Genomic DNA, 23,232 nt, shown 5'->3' with positions numbered 1-23,232 from the left:
ATGCTTCGTCGCATCATCAACACAGCAACAAAATATTTTTTGCTCGGTGGCGCAAAAAGAGCCGCACCCCGCGGGATGCGGCTCGATCGGCCGGGATCAGTCCAAGCGCCCCACACCGCCGAACAGGTACACCGGGCGCGGCGTGTGGATGCTGTCCTCCGGGCGCCACAGCGAGCAGGTCACCACACCCGGCTCCAGCAGCGTCATGCCCTTGAAGAACTCCTCGATCTCCGCGGGCGTGCGCGGGCGGATCGGAGTGCCGCCCCGCTCGGTGATGTCGCGCATCGCCTCCCGCATCGGCTCGCCGTGGATCTCCGCGGTGGAGTGGGTCAGCACCAGGTAGCTCCCCGCGGGCAGCGCCGCCAGGAGCTCGGAGACGGCCGCGTGCGCCTCGGCGTCGTCCATGATGTGGTTGATCACGCCGAGCAGCATCAGCCCGACGGGCTCGTCGAAGTCCAGCGTGCGCTCGGCCTCGCGCAGGATCTGCTCCGGCTGCCGCAGGTCGGCGTCGATGTAGTCGGTCTTGCCCTCCGGCGCGCTGGTCAGCAGCGCGCGTGCGTGCGCGAGCACGATCGGGTCGTTGTCGACGTAGACGACGCGGCTCTCCGGAGCGAGCCGCTGGGCGACCTCGTGGGTGTTGTTCGCGGTCGGCAGGCCGGTGCCGACGTCCAGGAACTGCCGCACGCCGCGGCCGATCAGATGACCGACCGCGCGCACCAGGAACGCCCGCTCGGCGCGGGCGCCCTCCGGGATCTCCGGGATCTGGGACGCCGCGGCGTCACCGGCCTCCCGGTCGACGGCGTAGTTGTCCCGGCCGCCCAGCCAGTAGTTCCAGATCCGCGCCGACTGCGGCGTGCTGATGTCGAAGTCGGGCATCTGGATCCACTCCTCCTGCACCGCGCCGGTTTCTCCTCCATCTTACCGTTGATCTTGAGCGGTGGAACGCTCCGCGAGGAACAACTCGGCAACACCGCGGGCGGTCACTGCACCGACCAGCCGCCGTCGGTGGGCGCGATGACGCCGTTGATGTTCACGCCGTCATCGCTGAGCAGGAAGGCGATCGTGGCCGCCTGCATCTGCGCGGTGGACACCGGCGGGATCGCGCTCAGGAAGGCGCCGAGCCGCCCGAGCCCGAACTCGGAGGTGCTCTCGGGCATCTGGATCCCGGTCGCCACCCCGCCCGGCGCCACGGCGTTGACCCGAATCCCCTTGTCGCCGTACATGAACGCAGTGTTGCGGGTGATGCCCACCACCGCGTGCTTGGAGGCGGTGTAGGCAACGCCGGCGGCGTTCCCGCGCAACGCCGACTCGGAGGCGACGTTGACGATCGCGCCGCTGCCGGCGGCCAGCATGGCCGGAACCACCGCCCGGGTCAGCCGCATCGTCCCGTCGACGTTGATCCGGAACAGCCGGTCCCACAGCTCGTCGGAGATCTCGTGCACCGGGCTGAAGTCGTCCATCACCCCGGCGACGTTGGCCAGCCCGTCGATGCGCTCGCCCGCGAGCTCCACGATCCGCGCCACGTCGTCCTCGTCGGAGATGTCGCCGACCACGGTCTGCACGCCCGGCACCTCGTCCGCCAGCTCCTGCAGCGGTCGCTCGACGACGTCGGCGGCGATCACCCGCCCGCCTTCGCGCGCGATCCGCGAGGCGGTCGCCCGCCCGATGCCCGAGGCGGCCCCGGTCACCACCACGGTCCGGCCGTCGAATCGCCCGTCCACGATCCGCTCCTGCCACTCGGTCACAACGCCCTCCCAAGTAGATAAGTCAGTTGACTTAACTCTACGCGAGCAAGCCCTCCCGTCCATCGGGGACGACACCCCGGACTGTCCGGCAGCAACTGGGCGAACGCAGAAAACCCCCTCCGGCCGGTCGGCCGAAGGGGGTTTGAACTGCGATTCCGGTGCGCGATGCTGGGATCGAACCAGTGCTCTCTACCGTGCCCGGGTAGCTCCACAACGGCCCGCCCAGCTCCGTTCGCCCAGTTCGGCCGCGCGCTCCCCGGCTGATGCCCCGCGGCGACTACCGACCGGGGTCAACAGCCGATCTGGCCCGTGGCGGGACGACCGCAGCTTCAGCCGGGGAAGAGGCCTCCGCCACGGGGGCGCTCACCGTCCGCCGGAAGGCGCGCCGCCATGCCTGCCCCAGGTACCGGTAGAAGCGGCGCGGGATGAACATGGCATCCGCGACGATCATGGCGCCGGAGAAGAGCGGGAGCCCCAGGAGAATCGCGATGCCGAGGTGCATGCCGAGCAGCATGGTCAAGACGATGTACTTGATCCTGCTGAACAGGACGAACGGGAAGGCCACCTGCAGCAACGCGCTCAGGTAGCTCGCGATGGCGAGCATCATCGGTTGGCTGTCCATCAGTTGTGACAGCGCGGGCCAGGGCTGGAACGGGCTGAGGTTCAACACGTAGTGGAGTGCGGTCCCGTCCTGCCACGAGCTGCCCTGGATCTTGTACAGCCCCGCAGCTCCGTAGACGATGCAGATCTGGGCCACGATGACGAACATCGCGCAATTGTGCACCACCGTGCTCAGTTGCCGGCGGGCCGACACGAGGTGGCGCCAGAGGTGGCCCTCCGGTCTACCCGGGAGACGCGCGGCCTCGTACCTGGAAGCCCGGAGTCGAGTCCTGCGCGCATCGAGGGACCAGCATCGACCGCACGCGGTGAAGCAGAGGTATATCGCCATGAGGCGGATCAGGTTGTCCGCTCCGTCCGTCATGAAGATGGCCCTCCCGTGGAACGAGATCACCACCACCGCGAACAGGACGGACACCGCCCTGGTCCGCCAGCCGAGCGTGAAGAGCGCGGACGCGAGGAGGGCCAGCGCGTAGCAGCTCTCGAAGTACGCCCGGCCATCGGACAGCGTGAGGATGCTGAGCCAGCCGGTCTGTTCGGACAGCTGCGTTGCCAGAGCAGGCGTCCAGGGTGAACCAGGGCCCCAGATTTCGTTTCGGTGGGGCAACTCCCTCAGCAGGAACACGAGGTAGAGCAGTCCGTACCCGATGCGCAGCACTGCCGCCGCGTGGGGGGATACCGCTTGCTCCACCAGACGAGCGCAGAAGGCATCCAAGCGCTCGAAAACTCGGCGCGGAAATGGGTTTTCAGCTCCCACGGCCGCAGGACGCGGTGATGATCCCGCGACTGGTGTCGTCTCAGTCGCCATTGGGCCCCACCTTCCACCAGGGCAGATACCTGGTGTCGGCCGGAGCCGGCTGCGAACGGTCCGCTGCGCCGGGCCGCGCGATCGGTCGCGTGATGACCCGCAACTGGATGGCCTCGAAGGTGCCGGGCCGATGTGCGGCGATCCGGTCCACCGCTATGTTGCGCAGGTACTTCTGCATCATCAGAGCCCGCTCCGAGCGCGACTGATCGCTGCTGCCGTGCTGTTCGAGATAGGAGTCCCAGGCCCGGCGCAGCATGTTCTGGTTCGTGTGGCTCGGAAAAGGGTTGTGCTGCACTGCGGCGGTGTCGACGGCGGTCAGGTCGAACCAGTCGCTGACCTGAGGGGCACCGCCGGGAGGGGAATGCATGGTCCGCGCTGAGATCTGCCGAGCGGCTGATTGCGGATCCGGAGCGAAGAGCCGCCAGTTCTGTTCGAAGTACGGGTAGATCCAGGCATCGACCTCCGCGCGATAGCGCTGCGAAATCGTGTTCGAGGGAGCCACGTGCAGGAATACGAGAAGTACGTGGACAACTGCAATCGCCAGGCACAGGGCAACTGCGACGCCCGTTGCCGCCCCCAACAGGCGTGGAAGCCCTCGAGGCGCCGAAGGTGCGGTCTCATCCAGATCCTGCACGGCGCCGGTTGTGCGCACTCCATCAACCGGTCCCTCACCAGGTTCCTTCACATCCACTGACTCGCTACCACCGAGCACGCGGCCGACCGGCCTTTCCCTCATCTGCTTCTCCCGAGCTTCGTATCCGCTTCCGAGCGCCGCGGCGCCCACGCCGGGGAGTGCTGTGCCGCTGTGGAGGCATGGGTGGACCCCGGTTGCGAGTGGCGCCTTCCTCGGCGTTCGGCCTCCGCGGCGCGCGGCGGTGATGATCCGCCGCGCGCCGCGGAGGCGCTCGTCCCGGCAACTACCCCGGGGCCGGAACGACTTAGCGGGTGCCATCAAGCAACGACCCGTCTTCTTCGTGGGTCAGTGAGTCACCGGGAGGTGCCCCGGAACGGGCGTCGGCTTGGGAGCCTCTTCCGGCTTCGCGCCCGGCGGTGCGGGCACGGGTTCGTGCGGAGGCCGCGGAGCACCACCGCCTGTGTCGCCGCCGGTCGTGTCCCCGGTCGTATCTCCAGTCGTGTCCCCGGTCGTGTCTCCGGTCGTGTCCCCGGTCGTGTCCCCGGTCGTGTCCCCGGTCGTGTCCCCGGTCGTGTCCCCGGTCGTGTCCCCGGTCGTGTCCCCGGTCGTGTCCCCGGTCGTGTCCCCGGTCGTGTCCCCGGTCGTGTCCCCGGTCGTGTCCCCGGTCGTGTCCCCGGTCGTGTCCCCGGTCGTGTCCCCGGTCGTGTCCCCGGTCGTGTCCCCGGTCGTGTCCCCGGTCGTGTCCCCGGTCGTGTCCCCGGTCGTGTCCCCGGTCGTGTCCCCGGTCGTGTCCCCGGTCGTGTCCCCGGTCGTGTCCCCGGTCGTGTCCCCGGTCGTGTCCCCGGTCGTGTCCCCGGTCGTGTCCCCGGTCGTGTCCCCGGTCGTGTCCCCGGTCGTGTCCCCGGTCGTATCTCCGGTCGTGTCCCCGGTCGTATCTCCGGTCGTGTCCCCGGTCGTATCTCCAGTCGTGTCCCCGGTCGTCGTCCCTCCGTTGGTGTCATCGGCACACGAGGACCGGGTGATCGTGTTGGTGTCCATCGTCACGGAGCCGTTCCGCGCGAGGGCTCGGCCATCGATGTTCGCCCCCGTGTCCGCGGAAATCGATGTCAAGGCCAGGATGTTGCCCACGAAGTCGGTGTCCGTGCCCAGCGTTGCGGAACTTCCGACCTGCCAGAAGACGTTGCACGGCTGCGCGCCGTTGATGAGCGACACGCTGCTCGCGGATGCCGTCGTCAAACCTGATCCGACCTGGATCACCCAAACGGCGTTGGGGTCGCCACCAGCGTCCAAGGTGAGAGTGCCCGTGAGCCCCAGGCTGGAGGACGCGTTGTAAACGCCCGGGGCCAACGTCAGACCACCGGCATCTGGGGGAAGGCTTTCATCCGGGGCTTGGCCAGCGGCATCGTTGTACGCCGTTGTCAGGTCGGTCTGGGCCTGGAGAGCGACGGCATCTGCGGAGTGGATGGCCCCGTTCACGGTGCCGGGCGGAAACCCGGTGACGGATGTCCCAGGGCTCACGCCTAGATCTCCGGTAACCACCGAGGGACCGGTATTGGTCACGGACTGGCCGCCCAGAACCGCGAAGCTGTCTGCCGTGCCGAGAGGAACGGCTGTTGCAATGGCATTTGCTCGTGTCGACGTCAGCACCACTGCGGCGGCGACGAGCAACACCGCGAGGACCATTGAGACGGAAATTGTGCGCCAGCGCGGCGCACCAGAGACGGTCGGTGTCATCGCGGACCTAACTCCTCCGGCGAAGGAAAGCGGATTCTTCTGTTCATCCTCGAGTTGCTTTGGCGCTTCGCACGCGCCGAATCACCAGCCCTTACCCGCGGACGGGACCGCAGTCCTTGATGGCCAGTTCCGCGGCCCTCTCGAGAAAAGGACTGTCGATCAGGCTAGACCCGTGGAGAGCATCGAGCCTGGGAAGGCGCTGGTACATGATCCATTCGAGTGAGAGTTCGATTTGAATGAGAATCACGTCTATCCTCTTCGCGAGGATTCTGTTCACTCGCTAGATTGAACTGACCTTCGGCATCGTCCGGATCGGTCGCGGAAATCGTGCCAGGCAATCGACGTCACGTCGTGCAGATCATCGCATCGGCGGCGCTCGCAGTTCCTGGCGGGCCGAGAAATTGCGAATAGAATTCACGCGGTGATCGGCTGGGTATCCCGGAAAGCGAGTTCGATGTCCGAGGTCGCCATCCGATCCCGGAGCTCGTCACGCACTGGCAGCCAGTCTCCTGCGCTGCTCACCTCGACCGACCGGCCAGCTCCGAGGCAACCGCCGGGACGAGCGCGCTGCGGCAGCGATCCGGCGGAGATAGTCGTACCGCGATCGCAGAAGCGCGCACGACCGGGCCATCGCCACGACGACCGGCATTCAGCGGAACGAGCACCGCCTGGGCAGGAGTTGCGATCGACTCGCCGCAGACCCTCCCACCGCGCGAAAAACCCTGCCGACGATGAACATCGGCAGGGTGATCGACCTGCGAGGGGATGGGTGCGCGATGCTGGGATTGAACCAGCGACCTCTACCGTGTCAAGGTAGCGCTCTCCCACTGAGCTAATCGCGCTTCGCGGTTTCCCGCGTTGCTGCGATCAGTCTAGCGAACGGGTTTCCGTCCCTTCGCAAGGGCCCTGGGGCGCGCTGGAGGGGACGCCGGGTCAGCTGCGAGCCGGACTCGCTTCGCCGCACAAGCCGTTCCCTAGGGCGCGCAGCTGCCACCCGGGGCCTGGGCGAGGAACTCGGTGGCGGCCCAGCGCCCCTCCTCCAGCTCGCGGAATCCGTCGACGACGTTGGGCGTGGCCTCGATCTCGTCCCGGTGCTGCAGGCTGCCGACCCTGGCGGCGCCCTCGCCGGGGCCGGAGCGGACGTTGAGGACGTCGGCGGTGACTTCGAACGAGCACTTCGGCTCCGCGGAGCCGCTGCCCTCCTGATCGCCGCCGATCAGGTAGACGGCGCCGATGAGGCCGGCGCCCGCGAGCAGCACGGGACGGGGAAGCGGAACGGGAAGCAACGGCGAACCTCCTGGTCAGGAACGTCGTCCCCAGCTATAACCGCCGCGCTCCGGACGAGAAAGGCGCACCACACGCTCGGGAGCGGACTTCAGTTCCCCGAGGGTCGCCCGGCCGACTCCTGTGCGCGCGGTAATCACCACGACACGGCGCGCATTTCTTCTCGCGCGCGGAAATTTCGACGGCCGCGCGGGGCGTTGGGCACCGGCGGAACCGCGCGGAGCGGGACCGCCCGGCGGTGGCTTAAATCGCACCGTTGGGGGAGAGCGTGGGCCCGGGAGCGTCATCTAATCTCCCGGGGCACTGTTCGACAGCCCCCGGGCCGCCAGCCCGGCCGGGCACCCGTTACCGTCGTCGATCCGTCTTCCAGGCGGCACTCGCCGCCGTCCCCCCTTACGCAGAAAATCGCGCCGCGCGGCGTCATCCCGTGCTGCCCGGCGGCGCCCGAGCATGTCCAGGTGGTGCAAGTGCCGAAGTCCCCAGCTTTCACGCGTCCGGCGTGGCTGTCGCCGAAGGTCGCGCGCACCGAGATCCTCGCCGGGCTCGTCGTCGCGTTCGCACTGGTCCCCTCGGCCATCTCGTTCTCCATCATCGCGGGGCTAGACCCCGCGGTGGGTCTGTTCGCCTCGTTCACCATGGCGGTGGTGATCTCGGTGGTCGGCGGCAGGCCCGCGATGATCTCCGGGGCGACCGGTGCCGTCGCGCTGGTCCTGGCCCCGCTGGCCAGGGAGCACGGTCTCGGTTACCTGATCGCCGCGGTCATCCTGGGCGGGCTCTTCCAGGTCGTGCTGGGCTCGCTGGGAGTGGCGCGGCTGATGCGGTTCATCCCGCGCAGCGTGATGGTCGGGTTCGTCAACGGACTCGCGATCATCATCTTCCTCAGCCAGGTGCCCGATCTCGTCGACGTGCCGTGGCAGGTCTACCCGCTGTTCGCGGTGGGCCTGCTGATCATGGTGCTGTTCCCGAAGGTCAGCAGGATCATCCCGGCCCCGCTGGTGGCGATCGTCGCGCTGACCGCGGTGACCATCGCCGCGGGCATCGCGGTGCCCACCGTGGGCGACCGGGGCGAGCTGCCGGCCTCGCTGCCGTCCCCGGGCCTGCCGGACGTGCCGCTGAGCCCCGAGTCGCTGGCGCTGATCACGCCCTACGCGCTCGCGTTCGCGATCGTCGGGCTGATGGAGTCGCTGCTGACCGCCAAGCTCGTCGACGACATCACCGACACCCGGTCGAACAAGAGCCGCGAGTCCGTCGGCCAGGGCATCGCCAACGTGGTCACCGGCCTCTTCGGCGGCATGGGCGGCTGCGCGATGATCGGCCAGACCATGATCAACGTGAAGGTCTCCGGCGCCCGCTCGCGGTTGTCGACCTTCCTGTCCGGCGTGTTCCTCATGCTGATGTGCATCGCGCTGGGGCCCTGGTTCTCGCAGATCCCGATGGCCGCGCTGGTCGCGGTGATGGTCCTGGTCGCCTTCTGGACCTTCGACTGGAACAGCGTCAAGCCGACGACCCTCAAGCGGCTGCCCGCCGGCGAGATCATCGTGATGGCGCTGACCGTGGCCGTGGTGGTCGCCACCGACAACCTGGCCATCGGCGTGCCGGTCGGCATCATCGCGGCGAGCCTCATCTTCGCCCGGCGGGTGGCGAAGTCGGTGGTGGTCACCTCGGTGACCGACCCGGACGGCGAGCACGTGGTCTACGCGGTCACCGGCTCGCTGTTCTTCGCCTCCAGCAACGAGCTGGTCGACCGCTTCGACTACGCGGGCGATCCGCGCTACGTCTACATCGACCTCACCGACGCGCACATCTGGGACGCGCACACGGTGGCCACGCTGGACGCGATCAAGAGCAAGTACGCCGCCCAGGGCACCGAGGTGGAGGTCATCGGCCTCAACCAGGACAGCGCGATCCTGCACAACCGGCTGAGCGGAACCCTCTCCGAGGTCCACTGACCCCGCGGCGCCCCTGCGCGCTCAGCGCGGGGGCGCCGCACGGCCGGGAACGACCCGGCCAGGCAGATCCGCGGGTCCTCCCGCGAACGCAAAAGCGCCGCTCCCCGTGCTCGCGGGGGCGGCGCTTTGCGGTGCTCAGCAGAAGGTCAGCGCTCGGCCATCTTCTTCTGCAGGTTCTCGTCCAGGCTGGCGAGGAATTCCTCGGTGGTCTGGAAGCCCTGGTCGCCACCGACCAGCAGCGCCAGGTCCTTGGTCATCTTGCCGCTCTCGACGGTCTCGATGACGACCTTCTCCAGGGTCTCGGCGAAACCGCTGACCTCCGGGGTCGAGTCCATCCGGCCGCGGGCCGCCAGGCCGCGCGTCCAGGCGAAGATCGACGCGATCGGGTTGGTCGAGGTGGGCTTGCCCTGCTGGTGCTGGCGGTAGTGCCGGGTGACCGTGCCGTGCGCGGCCTCGGCCTCGACCGTGCCGTTGGCGGTCATCAGCACCGAGGTCATCAGACCCAGCGAGCCGAAGCCCTGCGCGACCGTGTCGGACTGCACGTCGCCGTCGTAGTTCTTGCAGGCCCAGACGTAGCCGCCCTCCCACTTCAGAGCGGTGGCGACCATGTCGTCGATCAGCCGGTGCTCGTAGGTCAGGCCCTTGGCCTCGAACTGCTCCTTGTACTCGTTCTCGTAGATCTCCTCGAACACGTCCTTGAACATGCCGTCGTAGGACTTCAGGATCGTGTTCTTGGTCGACATGTAGACCGGGAAGCCGCGGTCCAGGCCGTACCGGAACGAGGCGTGCGCGAACTCCTCGATGGACTTGCGGAAGTTGTACATGGCCATGGCCACGCCGCCGTCCTCGCCGAACTTCGCCACCTCCATCTCGATCGGCTGGGAGCCGTCTTCCGGGGTGTAGGTGATGGTGACCGTGCCCGGTCCCGGCACCTTGAAGTCGCTGGCCTTGTACTGGTCGCCGTGGGCGTGCCTGCCGATGATGATCGGCTGGTTCCAGGTCGGCACGTACCGCGGGATGTTCGAGATCACGATCGGCTCGCGGAAGATGACGCCGCCGAGGATGTTGCGGATGGTGCCGTTCGGGCTCCGCCACATCTTCTTCAGGCCGAACTCGTCCACGCGGGCCTCGTCCGGGGTGATGGTGGCGCACTTGACGCCCACCCCGTGCTTGGCGATCGCGTTGGCCGCGTCGACGGTTACCTGGTCGTCGGTGGCGTCCCGGTGCTCGACGCCCAGGTCGTAGTAGTCGAGGTTGATGTCCAGGTAGGGGTGGATCAGCTTGTCCTTGATGAAGGACCAGATGATCCGGGTCATCTCGTCGCCGTCGAGTTCGGCGACCGTGCCCTGGACCTTGATCTTGCTCATGTGGCGGGGTGCTCCTCTCACGAGAATGCAAGCGGTACAAGCGTACTGCTATCTGATTCGATTGTGCCTTGCCCCCGTCGCCCACCACCAGAGCCGCCGGCGCGCGATACGCCACTTTCGGCGAATGCGACACCTCTCGTGATCTTCTTCTACGCTCGAACAGCAGAACGATGATCTCGTCGAGCACATGCTGCGGCGGGCGACCCAGGAGTGAGATGGCAACCGGACCGACGCACGCGATGAGCGGGCTGGCCGCTTGGGCCGCAGTTACCGCCCTGGCCGACACGCACGCGATAGGGCAATTATCCCCGAAAACCTGGCTCGTTGGGGCCACGCTCGCATCCGGAGCCGCGCTGCTCCCGGACATCGATCACCCGAAGTCGACCGTCGCGGCCACCTTCGGCGCCATCTCCAGGGGTTTCTCCGCCGCCATGTCCGGGTTCAGCGGCTTCGTCTACCGGCTGACCCGAACCAAGCGCGACAGCGACCGGGAGGGCACCCACCGCGGCTTCACGCACACCGTGGTCTTCGCCGTGCTCGCCGGGATCGTCACCACCGCGATCGTGCAGAGCAGCCAGGGCGGCGCGCTCGGCGTGCTGATGTTCTTCTTCGCGGGCCTGGCCGTGCGCGGTCTGGTGCACACCTGGAGCGCCAAGTCCGACGCGCTGCTGATCGCGGGGGCCTCGCTGCTGCTCACCGTGGCCTGCTGGGCCTGGACCGGGAACCAGCCCACCCAAGCCGCCGCGTTCGGCATGGCCGTAATGATCGGCTGCGTCGCGCACTTCCTCGGCGACGCGATCACCGAGCAGGGCTGCCCGATGTTGTGGCCGGTGCCGCTGGGCGGCAAGACCTGGTACCCGGTCGCCCCGCCGAAGGCGCTGCGCATGACCACCGGCGGAACCGTCGAGATGGCGATCATCGGACCGGGGCTGACGCTGGCGGCGGTGTGCCTGAGCGCGGTGGTGCTGTACCGGATCGGAGCCGCACCTTGGCTCGCCGGAATGGACCTCCCACCGGCTGTGATGTCATGGATCGAGAACGGCCCGTGACGATACGTCCGACTGGCCTAGGGTTTAGACCGTTGGTAGCTAAAAGGAGACAAACGGTATAAGCCTCCGGTCCACCCGATAAGGTGCAGTTGCGACACCAACGCGGCGTCGTACGAGGCCCTCGGAGGGAAGATGCGAGCTCGAAAGCGGATCGTGGCTGCGGCCCTGGCAGCGCCCATGCTGGCCGGGCTCTCCGCGTGCGGCGAACTCCAGGAGGCCAAGCAAGGGCTCGAGGGCGCCAACCACCAGATCCAGGACGGGCAGCGGAACCTGGCGCACGCCCAGGCCTGCCTGGAAGCGATCAACACGGCCAACTTCGTGCCGAACTTCGCGGACCCGCAGAAGGCGCAACGGGACGCCCAGGCGAAGGTCCGGGAACTGCAGCAGCTCGCCGAGCGCACGAAGGACGAGACGCTCAAGCAGGACCTGGTCGAGGTGCAGCGCTCGGTGCAGCAGGTCGCCGATGGCAAGATCGACATCGAGGCCAGCGACGACTGGGTCTCCGGGCAGCTGGAGAAGTACCAGGCGGTCACCACGACCTGCTCGGAGCAAGCGGGCTGAGCCTGCGCGCTGTGTCGCGCGTCACCTAACCTGGGCGCGGAGGTGATGCGCGATGCGAGCAACCGTGGGAGATCGCCTGCACGTGCACAGCAGGCACATCGACGAGGCGGAGAAGTTCGGCGAGATCGTGGAGGTCCTCGGGGCCGATGGCGAACCGCCGTACAAGGTCCGCTACAACGACGGCCACGAAGGACTGGTGTTCCCCGGCAGCGACTGCGTGATCGAGCCACCGGCGCCGCGCCAGGGGGACTGATCCCGGCGGCCGCTCGGCGGCCCGCCGCCGAGCGGCTCACCAGGACCCGGTGAGGATCGATTCCACCTCCGCCCGGTAGAGCGGCTCCGGGTCCACCTCCATCCCGGCGAACTGACCGGTGATCTCCAGGCTGATCATGCCGTGCATTCGCGCCCAAGCGCGGATCGCCTTCTGCAGCGCTGGCGCGGGCTGCGCGAGCCCGCCCCTGCGGTCGCGCCAGGCCAGCAGCTGCCCGTCGAGCGCGTCGGCGGCCGAGGCCGGGGGCGGCTCGGTCTCGGCCAGGACTTCCAGGACCGGCCGGAACGCGCGGTCGGCGAACTCGACGGTCCCCTCCGGAGCGCGAAAGCCCGGAACCGGCGTGCCGAACAGCAGCAGGAACCACTGCGGCGCCCGCAGCGCCCAGGCCCGGAAGCCCGCCGCCACCTCGCGGAACCTGACCTCCGGCGGCTCCCCGCGATGCTCGTGGGCCAGCCCTTCCAGCGTCTCGGCCAGATCGCGATAGCCGTCGGTGACCAGCTCGGTCAGCAGCGCGTCGCGATTGGCGAAGTAGCGGTAGAGCGCGGGTCCGGTAACACCCATCCTCTTGGCGATCGCGTTGACCGAGATGCCGGCGGCCCCGGACTCGGCCAGCTGCTCCATCGCGACCTGCTTGGCCTCGTTGCGGGTCTGCTCCCGGAACCGTTCGCGCGGGCTGCGCGGCGCATCTGACATCTGCCCTCCTTGACGCATCACGGTAACAGGCTCATATTGTGGTTAGAGCTTATTACTTTCGTTCTCACTTCTCACGAGGGGTTGTCATGACGATCACCGGCACCGAGGTCGTGCTCACCGGGCTCGACGAGATCGAGATCCGGCAGGCCGCACCACCCGCACCGGGACCGCACGGCGTGCTGGTCCGCACCGAGGCGACCGGCGTGGCCTTCGCCGAGGTGCAGATGCGGCGCGGGCGCTACCCCGCCCAGCCCGCCTTCCCGTTCGTCCCGGGATACGACCTGGTGGGCGAGATCGTCGCGGTGGGCTCCGAGTCCTCCTGGCGGGTCGGGCAGCGAGTCGCGGCTATGTCGCGCACCGGCGCGTGGGCCGAGCACGTCGAGGTCCGCGACCGCGACCTTGTCGAGGTGCCCGCGGAGATCGACCCGGCGGTGGCGGTCTCGCTGGTGGTCAACGGGGTCACCGCGCGCCAGCTGCTGCGCGCCTCGGGGATCCGGAGCGGGCGGACGGCGCTGGTCCTCGGCGCGGGCGGCGGGATCGGAACGCTGCTGATGCAGCTCGCCGCCGCCGAGGGAGTCCGGGTGATCGGAACGGCCTCCGCGCGCAGGCACGCGGATCTCGCCCACCTCGGCGCCGAGCTGATCGACCACCGCACCGAGGACGTCGCGGCGCGCGTGGCCGAGCTCGCCCCGGGTGGGGTGGACGCCGTGTTCGACCCGCTCGGAGCCGCGAGCATGCGCACCTCGTGGCGGCTGCTCGCACCGGGTGGCGCGCTGCTCAGCTACGGCAGTTCCGCGACCCTGCACGAATCCGGACCGTGGTGGCGGCCGTACGTGGGCATCGTCGGCCTGCTGGCGCGGTGGGAGCTGGCGAGACTGCTCGGCCGCACCGGCGGGCGGCGCGCGCGGACCTACTACGTGCGCGGCGACGCGCGTTTCCGCGCGGATCTGGCCGAGCTCTTCCGGATGGTCACCGCTGGGCAGCTGCGCCCGCTGATCGCCGAACGGCTCGGCCTGGAGGAGGCCGAACGGGCACTGGACCTGCACCTCTCCGGGGAGAAGACCGGCCGTATCGTGCTGCTGCCCGGATCTCACCCCGCGGGAGGGCCGAAGTGTTAGCCGGTTTGCACCAGCCCGGGCTCCCGGTGGGCGCGTCACGTCCTTAAGGTGTGTCGCGATGGGGTATCGCGGCTAGGAGGCGGTGAAGTGTTGCAAGACGACCGGGACGCGGGGGCACCGGCCGATCTTTCCGCCGTGTTCGGCGTTGGTTCCGGGCTGCCCGTGGAGTTGCCGCCCGGCGAGGTCCTCACCGAGCAGACGGCGCTCACCGGCGACCCGGCACCGCTGTGCTGGATCAGTCACGAAGCTCCGGAGCCGCGGCTGGTCGCCGCGCTGCGCGGCGGCCACCGGCGCAGCGGTCTGTGGCCGCTGCTGCTGTGCGACAGCGACGAGACCTACGGCGAGCGGTGCACCGTCGGCGTGGTGCCTCCCGAACCGCTGGACCACATCGACCGCTGGCGGGTGTTCGACGTGATGCAGCGGATCTGGGACGGCCTGGTGCAGGCCGACGACGACCTCGGACCGGCCTACGACCTCGAGGTGCTCGCGCCGTTCGACTACACCTGCCCCGGACCGACCCACGCCGGCGCGCTGCTGGCGGACCCGGACGTGCTGGCCAACCAGCAGCTCCCGAAGTTCGTCGACGAGGACACCCGGCTGTCCCTGGTCCCGGTCCAGCGCGGCGCGGACGTGCTCACGGTGCTCGGCTGGTCCGGCGCGGCCAACCACGTCTCGCGCACCGCAGGGCTTTCCGCCATGATCCGCAGCTGGGAGGAGCGCTTCGGCGCCCGCATCCTGCGGCTCGGCCCGGACCGCCTGGACCTCAGCGTCGCGGCGCCCCCGCAGAACCTCGACCACGCCAAGGCCGTCGCCGCCGAGCACTGGACCTTCTGCCCGGACCGGATCCTGCAGGAGACCGGCTCGATCTCGGCCTACGCGCAGGAGATCCGGGGGCGCCGCACCTGGTCGTTCTGGTGGGACTGAGCACCCGGTCCGCTCGCCGACCGCGCGTGAAAATCCCGCGGGCAGGGCCGCTTCCGGGATGCTGCGGATCCGCTCAGCACCCGCTCCGGGCGAAGCAGCCCCTCGAAGCGGTGGAAGCTAGCCGAACAGGCCTCGGATGGTCATGGCGATGGAGATGATGACCACGCCGAAACCGCCGTAGAGCAGGATGTCCACCGCTCGGCTGCGGATGTTGAGCAGACCGGTGCGCTCCTCGGGAACGAGGGCGCGGAACACGGCGGCGAGCAGCAGCGCGAGCCCGAGGACGACCGTTCCCCGGCGCCAGTGCTGCATGGCCACCAGCAGGAAACCGATCAGGCCGATCGCCCCGACCAGGGCGAACGGCACGTGGACGGACAGGCGGTACCTGTCCGGAAACCGCTCGCTCACCGCGTTCCTCCCGTCAGCCGCGATCCGGTTCAGGCCGATTCGCGCTCGGCCGCCTCGACGACGTTGCTCAGCAACATCGCGCGCGTCATCGGGCCGACACCACCGGGGTTCGGCGAGATGAAGCCCGCGACCTCGGCGACGTCCGGGTGCACGTCGCCGGACAGGCCGTCGTCGGTGCGAGTCACGCCGACGTCCAGCACCGCGGCGCCAGGCTTGATCATGTCCGCGGTGATCAGGCCCGGCTTGCCCGCGGCGGCGATCACGACGTCCGCGCGGGAGACCTCGGCGGCCAGGTCCTTGGTGCCGGTGTGGCACAGGGTCACCGTCGAGTTCTCGCTGCGGCGGGTCAGCAGCAGGCCCATCGGGCGGCCCACCGTGATGCCGCGGCCGACGACCGCGACGTGCGCGCCGTTGAGCTCCACGTCGTGGCGGCGCAGCAGCGCGATGATGCCGTTCGGCGTGCACGGCAGCGGACCGGCCTCGCCGAGCACCAGCTTGCCGAGGCTCGTCGGGTGCAGGCCGTCGGCGTCCTTGGCCGGGTCGATGCGCTCCAGCAGCGCGCCCGAGTCGAGGTGGTCCGGTAGCGGCAGCTGCACGATGTAGCCCGTGCAGGCCGGGTCGGCGTTGAGTTCGTCGAGCACCGCCTCCAGGTCCGCCTGACCGATGTCGGCCGGGAGGTCCTTGCGGATCGAGGTGATGCCGACCTTGGCGCAGTCGTTGTGCTTGGCGCGCACGTAGGAATGCGATCCGGGGTCGTCACCGACCAGCACCGTGGCCAGCCCCGGAGCCCTGCCCTGTTCGCTGAGCTTGGCGACGCGGGGTCGCAGCTCCTCGAAGATCGCGTCCTTGGTCGCCCTGCCGTCGAGAATCTTCGCGCTCACAGCTGTTCATCGTGGCAGATCGCCCGGGGCATCGGCGGGGCGGTCCACGGATTCACCCGCCACGACCGGCGAGGACACCGCGCGCCGCGTCCGGCGCAGGTGCCAGGCCACCAGCAGGGCCGCGGCCGTGGCCAGCCCGGCGATCACGGCGGCACCCGCGGCGGGCCCGGACAGGTCCAGCATCGCGCCCACCAGCGGCGACGAGATCGAGCCGCCCAGCGTCATCGCGGTGCCCGACCAGCCGAACGCCTCGCCCCGCCGGTGCGCCGGGGTCAGGTCGGCCAGCCTGCTGTTGGACGCCGCGAAGGTCGGTGCGATCGCGGCACCACCGGCCAGCAGGATCGCCCCGACCAGCAGCGGCGACCCCGGATCGGACACCGGCGGCAGCGCCGGGACCAGCGCGCACATGCCCAGCGCCACCAGCACCGATCGCCGCCCCAGGCGCGGCTTTCCGGTCATACCGCCCGCCACCAGGCCGCCCACCAGCGACCCGACGGCCCACACCGCGGCCAGAATCCCCGCGAGCTCGGGCTGACTCCGCTCCCGCGCCCAGCCGACCAGCAGCACGTCGGCGGCGATCAGCGCACCCGCGATCAGGCAGCAGAAGCCGAGCAGCGATCCGAACCCGGGAATCCGCCGCAGTCCGGGACCGGTCTTGAACGCCGGGACGCCGCCCAGCCCCTCGCGAAGGCCCGCGCGCCACAGCGCGCCCGCGAAGACGTTCGTGCCCAGCAGCGCCCACGCCGCGCAGCCGAGCATGGCGACCTCCGGACCCCAGCCGGCCACGACGAAGGCGGCCAGCACCGGCCCGGAGACGAACAGCAACTCCTGCAGCGTCGCGTCCACGGTGTAGGCCGACTCGCGCGCCTCCCCCTCGGTCAGCCGCGGCCACATGGCCCGTCCCACCTGGCCCAGCGGCGGGCTCATCAGACCGGTGCCCAGCGCGACCGGCACGATCAGGCCCCACCACGCCGGGTCGGTCCAGTGCGCGACCGCGGTCATGGCGGTGAACCCGAGCGCGGCGCCCGAGCCGGTGAGCATCAACACCTTCGGCGCCGAGCGGCGGTCGATCTGCCGTCCGCGCACCGGGCTCGCGATCGCCTGCCCGATCGTCTTGCTCGCCGCGGCCACGCCCCCGGCGGCGTAGGAGCCGGTCCAGCTGGCCACCAGGAAGGTCAGCACGATGATCTGCGCGGGCTGGTACAAACGCGCAACGAGGCACGCGGTCAGCACGCTCGGCACGTGAGGGGTGGCGGCCAGCAGCCGGTAGGGGCGGAGCACCCGATCACTGTGTCGTTCGGCACCCACATACAGCCAACGGATTTCGGGGTCAATGACTGATCCAATACACCTGGTGGTGTGATGTTCATTCGTCCGCGGAGCGGGCAAGCTCTGGGGCGACAACGCCGATCGTGTCCGGACGATCTTGAAAAGCTTGGTCAACGAGGCCGGAAGTCCTAACCAGCGCACATGGCCGGACCCACGTCGAGTAGCGTTTCGGCGGGGTGGAGTCGGGTTGCCTCGTCGAGAGGGGGAGGATGTCACCCATGTCGCGTCCGACAGCGATCAGTCCGGAAGAGCAGGAACAGATCGCCCGCAAGATCGGGGTTCTGCTGTTACAGGGTGCTCCCGAGGACTGGCAGGAGATCACGGTGGAGTACCGCGCCACCGGCGAGTACACCGACCTGCTGGGTGAGATGTCCGCCCAGGACGGCAGTTCGCGTCAGCTCGATCCTCCGGCCGAACTGCGCGAGATCTTCGAGCGCTTGCGGGAGGGCATGTACCGGCCCGACGTGGGCACGTGGCTGAGCGCCCTCTACGTGGTCGAGCGCCCGTCCAGTTATCGAATCGATATCAACTTCGACACCGAGCCGCAGTGGCAGCGCCCGCTGCCCCGCGCGGCCTACGTCGACGAGCTGCGCCGCTACCCGCGCGCCGAGGAGAACATCCCGGACTGGATGCGGGAACGCGTCGAGGGCATCGAGCCCGGAAACGCCGCTCCGCAGGTCCCGGACTCCCCCGCCGAGGTCACCGCCGCGCAGAACGCGACCGAGCAGACCGGTGGTTTCCGCTTCGCCAACGTCTTCGACGGCGTCGACGACGAGGGCAGGCCAGTGGTCGCCGAGCGTCAGCCGGTGCCCGGCGACGAGGTCACTGCGCTGCGCCAGTACCTGGAGAGCGCTCCGGTCGTGCTGTCCGCGCGGGAGAACGAGGAGGACATGCTCGCCTCGGACCGCGACCGGTCCGTGCCGAGCAGCTGGCACACCGACGGCACCTGGGTGTGGGCAGGCGCCGTGGCCTACTACCTGGCGCAGTACGGCCTGCCGCCGGAGACCGCGCTGGTCGATCACGTCCGCAGCCGCGGGTTCCAGGTCGGCGAGGTCGACGAGGCCACCCGCGAGGCGGTCGTGCGCGAACTCACCGAGCAGCCCGCGGACGAGCCCGCCGATCAGCCGGTCGACGGGCAGCTCGAGGAGCCCGAGCAGGCCGAGCAGGCCGAGGCGGCCGCCGAGGAGAATGCCGCGATCGACGAGCAGCTCGAGGAGATCCCCGCGGCCACCGGTTCGCGACACGTGCTCGACGAGGGCGATGACCTTCCGGACACCCAGGAGGTGCTGGCGCAGCTGCACGACCGGCTCACCGCGTACCGGGTGGACGAAGCCGAGTACCGGATCGGCAGCACCAGCGACGAGGCCCGTTGCCTGGTGCAGGACGGCGAGGACTGGGCGGTCGTCGGCGGTGGCGAGGACGTGCGGTTCGCGCGCGTCGACCACGCCGCGTCGTTCTTGCTCGGCCGCCTGCTGCTGGACCGGCCCGCACCGGACGCCGACAGCGCCGGGATCGCCGCTCCGGCCGCGGTTCCCGCGACCGACGTCCCCGAGCCGGCGCCGTCGGAGGCTCCCGAGCTGTCCGCGACCGCCGCGACCCCGGAGCCCGTCGTCGAGCCGGACGAGCCCGTCGCTCCGGCGGAGGCCAACGACCTCCCGCGACGGACCCCGGACACCGACTTGCCGCAGCGCACGCCGGAGCCCGAGCTCCCGCAGCGGGGTGCGCCGCAGACTCCCGCCGCGGATCTGCCGCCGCAGGAACCGGTTTCCGACCTGCCGAAGCGGACACCGCAGGAGCCCGCGCCGAAGCCGTCCAGCTCCGGCCCGTCGACCGGCGGGAATCCGCTGTTCACCGCGAACCAGGAGCCGGGCGCTCCGGTTCCGGAGCCGCCGTCCGCGGCTCCGGCCGAGGAGCCGCCGCAGGCTCCCGCGATGGACCGGCCGCTTCCGCCGCAGGCCCCGCCGTCCCCGCCCGCGGGTACGCCCGCGCAGCCGTCCGACGGTGCCGCACCGGGTTCGGCTCCGCTGCCCAAGCGGCAGCCGCGCCGGGACAGCGGTGCCCCGGTTCCGCCTCCGGGCGCTCCCGCCCAGAGCGGGCAGCCGCAAGGTGGCCAGCCGCAGGGTGGCCAGCCCCAAGGTGGCCAGCCGCAGGGTGGCCAGCCCCAGGGCGGTCCGGCGCAGGCTCAGGGCGGCCCGGCGGGTGCTCCGCCCGCACCGGGCGGCCCGGGGATGTCCGGACCGAACCGGCAGGGCCCGCCGCCCGCGCCGCCGCGTCCTCCGCAGGGCGGCCAGCCGCAGGGCGGGCAGCAGCCCGGCCAGCAGCCGCAAGGTGGGCAGCCGCAAGGTGGGCAGCCACAAGGTGGGCAGCAGCCCGGTCAGCAGCCGCAGCAGGGTCAGCAGATCCAGCCGCTCAACGGTGAACCGCCGCTGACGCTGTACCGGGACCGGCGGATCGTGATGCTGCAGCCGGGCACCGAGCTGGACCGCTTCGGCGAGCCGAACGGCAACGTGCTCTACACGGCCCGCACGCCGTACACGCACCGCTCGCTGCCCCCGCAGTGGTCGAACCGCACGTACGCGGCCTACCGGGTCCAGCGCCCGATCCAGGCGCTGCGCGGCACCGCGGTCCCGTGGTTCGAGCAGCCCGGCGGCGGCACGGCGTTCGTCCTCCCGGGCGCCGTCTCGGACCTCCTGTCCGACGGCACCCTGGCCGAAATGCCGGCCAACGAACGCCCGCCCATGGAGTGAAACCCCAGCGAAAACGGCCCTTCCACCAAAACGGAAGGGCCGTTTTCATGCCCGGTGACAGTTTTGCCTAAAACTGCACGGACATTTCGGGCCTCGAGGGCTCGCAGTTTTAGGCAAAACTGTCACCACCCACCACCGCCGCGCGAGGTAGAGGCCGCTCAGTCGACGTGCAGGCCGTGAGCTGCTGCGAAGGACAGGGCTTGTGCCGTGTCCACGCGCGCCCCGCGAAGGTTCGCCTGCACCAGCGCATCGGCGTCGAGCCGGGCGTCCCGGAGGTCCGCCTCGGCGAATCGCGCCTGCCGCAGTCGCGCCCCGGCGAAGTCGCATTCGCGCAGATCGCAGCCGCGGAAGTCGCACTCGGTGAGGTTGGCTTCCCGGAAGCGGGTACCGCGCAGGTTCAGGTCGCGCAGGTTGACCTTGCCCATGCCGACCAGGGTGAGGTCGGTGTCGGTGATCCGCACCGAACGCATCCGGACGTCCACGAAGGACGATCCGAGCAGGGTGCATCCGTTGAACCCGGTCTTGCCGAACACGGTCCGCTCGAAGGTGCAGGACCGGAAGGCCGTCGCGAAGTGCTGCGAGCCGTTGAGATCGGTTCCGGTGAACACGCAGTCGGTGAACGCGCAGTTGCGGGTGCTCAGCCCGGAGAGATCCGCGTCGGAGAAATCGCATCGCTCGAAAGTGCGGCCGACCCACTCCTGGTCGGGCAATACGGCATCCTGGAAGTCCTCATCGACCGCGCTCGTCATGCTCGACACCCTGGCACGGGCCGCCGACACCTCCGGAGGCGACATGCAGATCCACCGGATCATGCCGATCATCCAGTCCGAGGACCTCGCCGCGACGCGCGAGCACTACGTGAACCTGCTCGGGTTCGAGGTCGTCATGGAGATGGACTGGATCGTCACGCTGGTCGCCCCCGGTGACCCGAAGCGTCAGATCAGCGTCATGACCGAGGACGCCACGGCCCCGGTGCCGCCGGACATCTCCATCGAGGTCGACGACGTCGATGCCGCGCACGCCGCGGCACGGGAGCAGGAGCGGGTGATCGTGCACCCGCTGACCGACGAGCCGTGGGGCGTGCGCCGCTTCTTCTGCCTCGACCCGAGCGGCACCGTGATCAACATCCTGTCGCACCGGTGATCTCTAGGGCACGACGACGACCGGGCGGACCGCTTCGACCACGAGGGTGGCCGGGACGGTGCCCAGCAGGCCTCCCCTGCGGCGGGATCGGCCCACCACGATGAGGTCGGCCCGGTACTGCTCGGCGACCTGCTCCAGACCGACCGCGGGGTCGCCCCGGTGGTGCACGAAGTCCCAGTCGATGTCGACCCATTCCAGGTGCGAGACGACCTCCCCGCGGAGCTCCTCGACCAGGCTCTCGGCGGCCTCGCTGGCCACCGCCACGCCCATCGGGGACCAGTACGCGACGCCGCCCACCGCCTCGACGTAGACCAGCACGAGTCGGGCGCGCTCGCGCCTGGCGAGGCCAGCCGCCCACGCCGCGGCGTTGAAACTGGCCGGGCTGCCGTCCATCCCGACGACGATGCCGCCCAGGCCGTCCTTGCCGATCTCGAATCCACGCTTGGTGCTGCTGTCGTCGTCGACCACGCGGCGATGGTAGTCGGCTACGTCCTGGGGCGTGGACGCGCGCGACGCAGTCGAGACAGAAGTCTTGAGTCGAAGCATCCCCGCGATGCCTCGAGCGCGGGAGCGCCCAACCCGGGCGGGTGAACTGGGACGAGATCGGCGACACGGCGCGCTGGTACGTCCGCCGATTCCCGACCGCCCCCGCCGCGCGTTAGGTTTCGCGGGTGAACGCAGCTCAACCTCGCTCCGAAGCGGAACGCCGCGCGCTGGACGCCATCGACATCGACCGGATCGTCGCGGATCTCGGCGAACTCGTCGCGATTCCCAGCGTCGGGGGCACCGACGCCGAGCGCGAAGCGCAGCAGTGGACCGCCGACCGGCTGGCAGCGCTGGGACATCGACTCGACCACTGGCGGTTCGACGTCGACGAACTGTCCCGGCTCGACGGGTTCCCGGGCCAGGAGGCCGACCGGGAGTCCGGCTACGGGCTGGTCGGAACCAGCGGCGATGGCGAGCCCGCGCTGGTGTTCTGCGGGCACACCGATGTGGTTCCGCCGGGCGACCTGGACCGCTGGCCAGACCGCGATCCGTACGCGCTGCGGGTGGCCGACGGGATCGCAGCCGGGCGCGGCACCTGCGACATGAAGGGCGGCGTGGTCGCCTTCCTCGGTGCTCTCGAGGCGCTGCGGACCGCGGGGATCGAACTGGCGCGCCCGGTGGCCGTGCACTCGGTGATCGGCGAGGAGGACGGCGGCGTCGGCGCGTTCGCCACTCTGCAGCGCGGGCACCGCGGCGAGGCCTGCGTGATCGGCGAACCGAGCCTGAACACCATCGTGGCGGCCAACGGCGGTTCGCTGACCTTCCGGCTGGAGATTCCCGGCCAGGGCACCCACGGCTCCACGCGCTACCGCGGGGTGAACGCGCTGGACAAGCTCGCCGAGCTGCTGCCGGTGCTGCGCGACCTGGAGACCCGCCGCAACACCGACCCGGACCCGCTGGTCAAGCACCTGGAGATCCCGTTCCCGCTGTCGGTGGGCATGGCCCGCGTCGGCGACTGGGCCAGCACGGTGCCGGACCTCGCGGTCGCCGAGGGCCGCTACGGCGTGCGGCTGGGCGAGTCCGTCGAGGACGCCAAGTCGGAGTTCACCGCAGCCGTCGCCGAGGCCTGCGCGGCCGACCCGTGGCTGGCCGAGCACCCGGTGCGGGTCAGCTGGCCGGGCGGCATTTTCGCCTCCGGCCGGTTCCAGGAAGGGCATCCGCTCCTGGAGCAGACCCGCGACGCCATCGTCGACGCCGGCCGACCCGAACCGGAAGCCGTTGGCGCGCCCTACGGCACCGACCTGCGCCAGTACGCGGGCGCGGGAATCCCGACGCTGCAGCACGGCCCCGGGGACGTCCAGTACGCGCACGCGCACGACGAGCACGTGGCCATCGACGATCTGGAGCAGTGCGCCCGCACCTACGCGCTCCTGGCGATCCGCCGCTGCGGGGTCGCCTGACGCTGGAGTCGTCCGACGCCGGT

At 70.0% G+C, this 23,232-nt stretch carries 22 protein-coding genes and 1 tRNA gene; 9 read left to right on the top strand and 14 right to left on the bottom strand.

All coding sequences use genetic code 11. The features are described 5' to 3' along the window. Positions 1–96 precede the first annotated feature (96 nt). The 7 genes from ABD289_RS01545 to ABD289_RS01515 all read right to left on the bottom strand — a co-directional run bounded on the left by ABD289_RS01545 (position 97) and on the right by ABD289_RS01515 (position 6,825). Positions 97–897, bottom strand: coding sequence for an SAM-dependent methyltransferase (locus tag ABD289_RS01545; protein ID WP_344125628.1), 801 nt, complete (start codon positions 895–897; stop codon positions 97–99). Positions 898–980: 83 nt separating this feature from the next. Next, complete coding sequence (locus ABD289_RS01540) at positions 981–1,745, bottom strand: SDR family NAD(P)-dependent oxidoreductase (protein ID WP_344125626.1); 765 nt, start codon at positions 1,743–1,745, stop codon at positions 981–983. Positions 1,746–2,022: 277 nt separating this feature from the next. Beyond that, entirely contained in the window at positions 2,023–3,171 is a 1,149-nt protein-coding gene (locus ABD289_RS01535; protein ID WP_344125624.1) for an HTTM domain-containing protein, read from the bottom strand. Beyond that, positions 3,161–3,805: a DUF5819 family protein gene (locus ABD289_RS01530; RefSeq protein ID WP_344125622.1), complete on the bottom strand. Its 645-nt coding sequence runs from the start codon at positions 3,803–3,805 to the stop codon at positions 3,161–3,163. The genes ABD289_RS01535 and ABD289_RS01530 overlap by 11 nt, the downstream gene beginning before the upstream one ends. A 345-nt stretch (positions 3,806–4,150) precedes the next feature. Beyond that, entirely contained in the window at positions 4,151–5,539 is a 1,389-nt protein-coding gene (locus tag ABD289_RS01525) for an ice-binding family protein (protein WP_344125620.1), read from the bottom strand. Positions 5,540–6,309: 770 nt separating this feature from the next. Further along, positions 6,310–6,381: transfer RNA gene (locus ABD289_RS01520), tRNA-Val, on the bottom strand. Between the two features lie 132 nt (positions 6,382–6,513). Continuing rightward, positions 6,514–6,825 carry an SH3 domain-containing protein gene (locus tag ABD289_RS01515; protein ID WP_344125618.1) on the bottom strand — a complete coding sequence of 104 codons (312 nt, stop codon included), beginning with the start codon at positions 6,823–6,825 and terminating at the stop codon, positions 6,514–6,516. 465 nt (positions 6,826–7,290) lie between these two features. On the opposite strand from ABD289_RS01515, the gene ABD289_RS01510 reads away from it, so the two are divergent. Beyond that, complete coding sequence (locus ABD289_RS01510) at positions 7,291–8,772, top strand: SulP family inorganic anion transporter (protein WP_344125616.1); 1,482 nt, start codon at positions 7,291–7,293, stop codon at positions 8,770–8,772. Between the two features lie 146 nt (positions 8,773–8,918). On the opposite strand, the gene ABD289_RS01505 is transcribed toward ABD289_RS01510, so the two are convergent. Further along, positions 8,919–10,139 (bottom strand): NADP-dependent isocitrate dehydrogenase, encoded by a 1,221-nt coding sequence (locus ABD289_RS01505; protein ID WP_344125613.1) that lies wholly within the window; start codon positions 10,137–10,139, stop codon positions 8,919–8,921. A 215-nt stretch (positions 10,140–10,354) separates the two neighbouring features. Between ABD289_RS01505 and ABD289_RS01500 the strand changes: the two genes are divergently transcribed. The 3 genes from ABD289_RS01500 to ABD289_RS01490 all read left to right on the top strand — a co-directional run bounded on the left by ABD289_RS01500 (position 10,355) and on the right by ABD289_RS01490 (position 12,002). Then, positions 10,355–11,188, top strand: coding sequence for a metal-dependent hydrolase (locus tag ABD289_RS01500; RefSeq protein ID WP_344125611.1), 834 nt, complete (start codon positions 10,355–10,357; stop codon positions 11,186–11,188). Between the two features lie 132 nt (positions 11,189–11,320). Further along, the gene (locus ABD289_RS01495; RefSeq protein WP_344125609.1) at positions 11,321–11,749 is read left to right on the top strand and encodes a hypothetical protein; all 429 of its coding nucleotides are present in this window, start codon (positions 11,321–11,323) and stop codon (positions 11,747–11,749) included. 52 nt (positions 11,750–11,801) lie between these two features. Further along, entirely contained in the window at positions 11,802–12,002 is a 201-nt protein-coding gene (locus ABD289_RS01490) for a DUF1918 domain-containing protein (RefSeq protein WP_344125606.1), read from the top strand. 36 nt (positions 12,003–12,038) lie between these two features. On the opposite strand, the gene ABD289_RS01485 is transcribed toward ABD289_RS01490, so the two are convergent. Next, positions 12,039–12,713: a TetR/AcrR family transcriptional regulator gene (locus ABD289_RS01485; RefSeq protein ID WP_344125604.1), complete on the bottom strand. Its 675-nt coding sequence runs from the start codon at positions 12,711–12,713 to the stop codon at positions 12,039–12,041. A gap of 86 nt (positions 12,714–12,799) precedes the next feature. Here ABD289_RS01485 and ABD289_RS01480 point away from each other — a divergent pair, with 86 nt between their 5' ends. Both ABD289_RS01480 and ABD289_RS01475 read left to right on the top strand, forming a co-directional pair. Continuing rightward, complete coding sequence (locus ABD289_RS01480) at positions 12,800–13,831, top strand: medium chain dehydrogenase/reductase family protein (RefSeq protein ID WP_344125602.1); 1,032 nt, start codon at positions 12,800–12,802, stop codon at positions 13,829–13,831. 87 nt (positions 13,832–13,918) lie between these two features. Then, positions 13,919–14,755: a DUF4253 domain-containing protein gene (locus ABD289_RS01475; RefSeq protein WP_344125600.1), complete on the top strand. Its 837-nt coding sequence runs from the start codon at positions 13,919–13,921 to the stop codon at positions 14,753–14,755. A gap of 117 nt (positions 14,756–14,872) precedes the next feature. Here ABD289_RS01475 and ABD289_RS01470 read toward each other — a convergent pair whose 3' ends face one another. From ABD289_RS01470 to ABD289_RS01460, 3 genes are read right to left on the bottom strand one after another with little or no spacing between them, the layout of a single operon-like run. After that, on the bottom strand, positions 14,873–15,163 hold the full coding sequence (locus ABD289_RS01470) for a DUF3017 domain-containing protein (RefSeq protein ID WP_344125598.1): 291 nt from the start codon (positions 15,161–15,163) through the stop codon (positions 14,873–14,875). A 29-nt stretch (positions 15,164–15,192) separates the two neighbouring features. Beyond that, a complete protein-coding gene (locus ABD289_RS01465; protein WP_344125596.1) occupies positions 15,193–16,044 on the bottom strand; it encodes a bifunctional methylenetetrahydrofolate dehydrogenase/methenyltetrahydrofolate cyclohydrolase in 852 nt (283 codons plus the stop codon). Between the two features lie 6 nt (positions 16,045–16,050). After that, positions 16,051–17,325: an MFS transporter gene (locus ABD289_RS01460; protein ID WP_344125593.1), complete on the bottom strand. Its 1,275-nt coding sequence runs from the start codon at positions 17,323–17,325 to the stop codon at positions 16,051–16,053. Positions 17,326–17,591: 266 nt separating this feature from the next. Between ABD289_RS01460 and ABD289_RS01455 the strand changes: the two genes are divergently transcribed. Continuing rightward, positions 17,592–20,120 (top strand): glycohydrolase toxin TNT-related protein, encoded by a 2,529-nt coding sequence (locus ABD289_RS01455; RefSeq protein ID WP_344125591.1) that lies wholly within the window; start codon positions 17,592–17,594, stop codon positions 20,118–20,120. 158 nt (positions 20,121–20,278) lie between these two features. Here ABD289_RS01455 and ABD289_RS01450 read toward each other — a convergent pair whose 3' ends face one another. Then, on the bottom strand, positions 20,279–20,869 hold the full coding sequence (locus tag ABD289_RS01450; RefSeq protein WP_344125589.1) for a pentapeptide repeat-containing protein: 591 nt from the start codon (positions 20,867–20,869) through the stop codon (positions 20,279–20,281). Between ABD289_RS01450 and ABD289_RS01445 the strand changes: the two genes are divergently transcribed. Continuing rightward, entirely contained in the window at positions 20,868–21,263 is a 396-nt protein-coding gene (locus ABD289_RS01445) for a VOC family protein (protein WP_344125587.1), read from the top strand. The genes ABD289_RS01450 and ABD289_RS01445 overlap by 2 nt on opposite strands. A gap of 3 nt (positions 21,264–21,266) precedes the next feature. Here the strand turns inward: ABD289_RS01445 and ABD289_RS01440 are convergent, their stop codons facing one another. Further along, positions 21,267–21,731 carry a universal stress protein gene (locus tag ABD289_RS01440; RefSeq protein WP_344125585.1) on the bottom strand — a complete coding sequence of 155 codons (465 nt, stop codon included), beginning with the start codon at positions 21,729–21,731 and terminating at the stop codon, positions 21,267–21,269. Between the two features lie 203 nt (positions 21,732–21,934). Here ABD289_RS01440 and ABD289_RS01435 point away from each other — a divergent pair, with 203 nt between their 5' ends. Further along, positions 21,935–23,209 (top strand): ArgE/DapE family deacylase, encoded by a 1,275-nt coding sequence (locus tag ABD289_RS01435; protein ID WP_344125583.1) that lies wholly within the window; start codon positions 21,935–21,937, stop codon positions 23,207–23,209. Positions 23,210–23,232: the final 23 nt, after the last annotated feature.

Origin of the sequence: Saccharopolyspora halophila (genome assembly GCF_039531955.1) — a bacterium.
Classification (GTDB): domain Bacteria; phylum Actinomycetota; class Actinomycetes; order Mycobacteriales; family Pseudonocardiaceae; genus Saccharopolyspora; species Saccharopolyspora halophila.
The sequence above is the reverse complement of the archived record's forward strand: the minus strand, read 5'-3'. Positions and strand labels throughout refer to the sequence as shown.

What these genes read in the sequence shown, in the direction of transcription:
- ABD289_RS01535 (WP_344125624.1), bottom strand. Translation starts at nt 3,171, where the DNA reads ATGGCGACTGAGACGACACCAGTCGCGGGATCATCACCGCGTCCTGCG.
- ABD289_RS01525 (WP_344125620.1), bottom strand. Translation starts at nt 5,539, where the DNA reads ATGACACCGACCGTCTCTGGTGCGCCGCGCTGGCGCACAATTTCCGTC.
- ABD289_RS01505 (WP_344125613.1), bottom strand. Translation starts at nt 10,139, where the DNA reads ATGAGCAAGATCAAGGTCCAGGGCACGGTCGCCGAACTCGACGGCGAC.
- ABD289_RS01500 (WP_344125611.1), top strand. Translation starts at nt 10,355, where the DNA reads ATGGCAACCGGACCGACGCACGCGATGAGCGGGCTGGCCGCTTGGGCC.
- ABD289_RS01495 (WP_344125609.1), top strand. Translation starts at nt 11,321, where the DNA reads ATGCGAGCTCGAAAGCGGATCGTGGCTGCGGCCCTGGCAGCGCCCATG.
- ABD289_RS01490 (WP_344125606.1), top strand. Translation starts at nt 11,802, where the DNA reads ATGCGAGCAACCGTGGGAGATCGCCTGCACGTGCACAGCAGGCACATC.
- ABD289_RS01485 (WP_344125604.1), bottom strand. Translation starts at nt 12,713, where the DNA reads ATGTCAGATGCGCCGCGCAGCCCGCGCGAACGGTTCCGGGAGCAGACC.
- ABD289_RS01480 (WP_344125602.1), top strand. Translation starts at nt 12,800, where the DNA reads ATGACGATCACCGGCACCGAGGTCGTGCTCACCGGGCTCGACGAGATC.
- ABD289_RS01455 (WP_344125591.1), top strand. Translation starts at nt 17,592, where the DNA reads ATGTCGCGTCCGACAGCGATCAGTCCGGAAGAGCAGGAACAGATCGCC.
- ABD289_RS01445 (WP_344125587.1), top strand. Translation starts at nt 20,868, where the DNA reads ATGCTCGACACCCTGGCACGGGCCGCCGACACCTCCGGAGGCGACATG.
- ABD289_RS01450 (WP_344125589.1), bottom strand. Translation starts at nt 20,869, where the DNA reads ATGACGAGCGCGGTCGATGAGGACTTCCAGGATGCCGTATTGCCCGAC.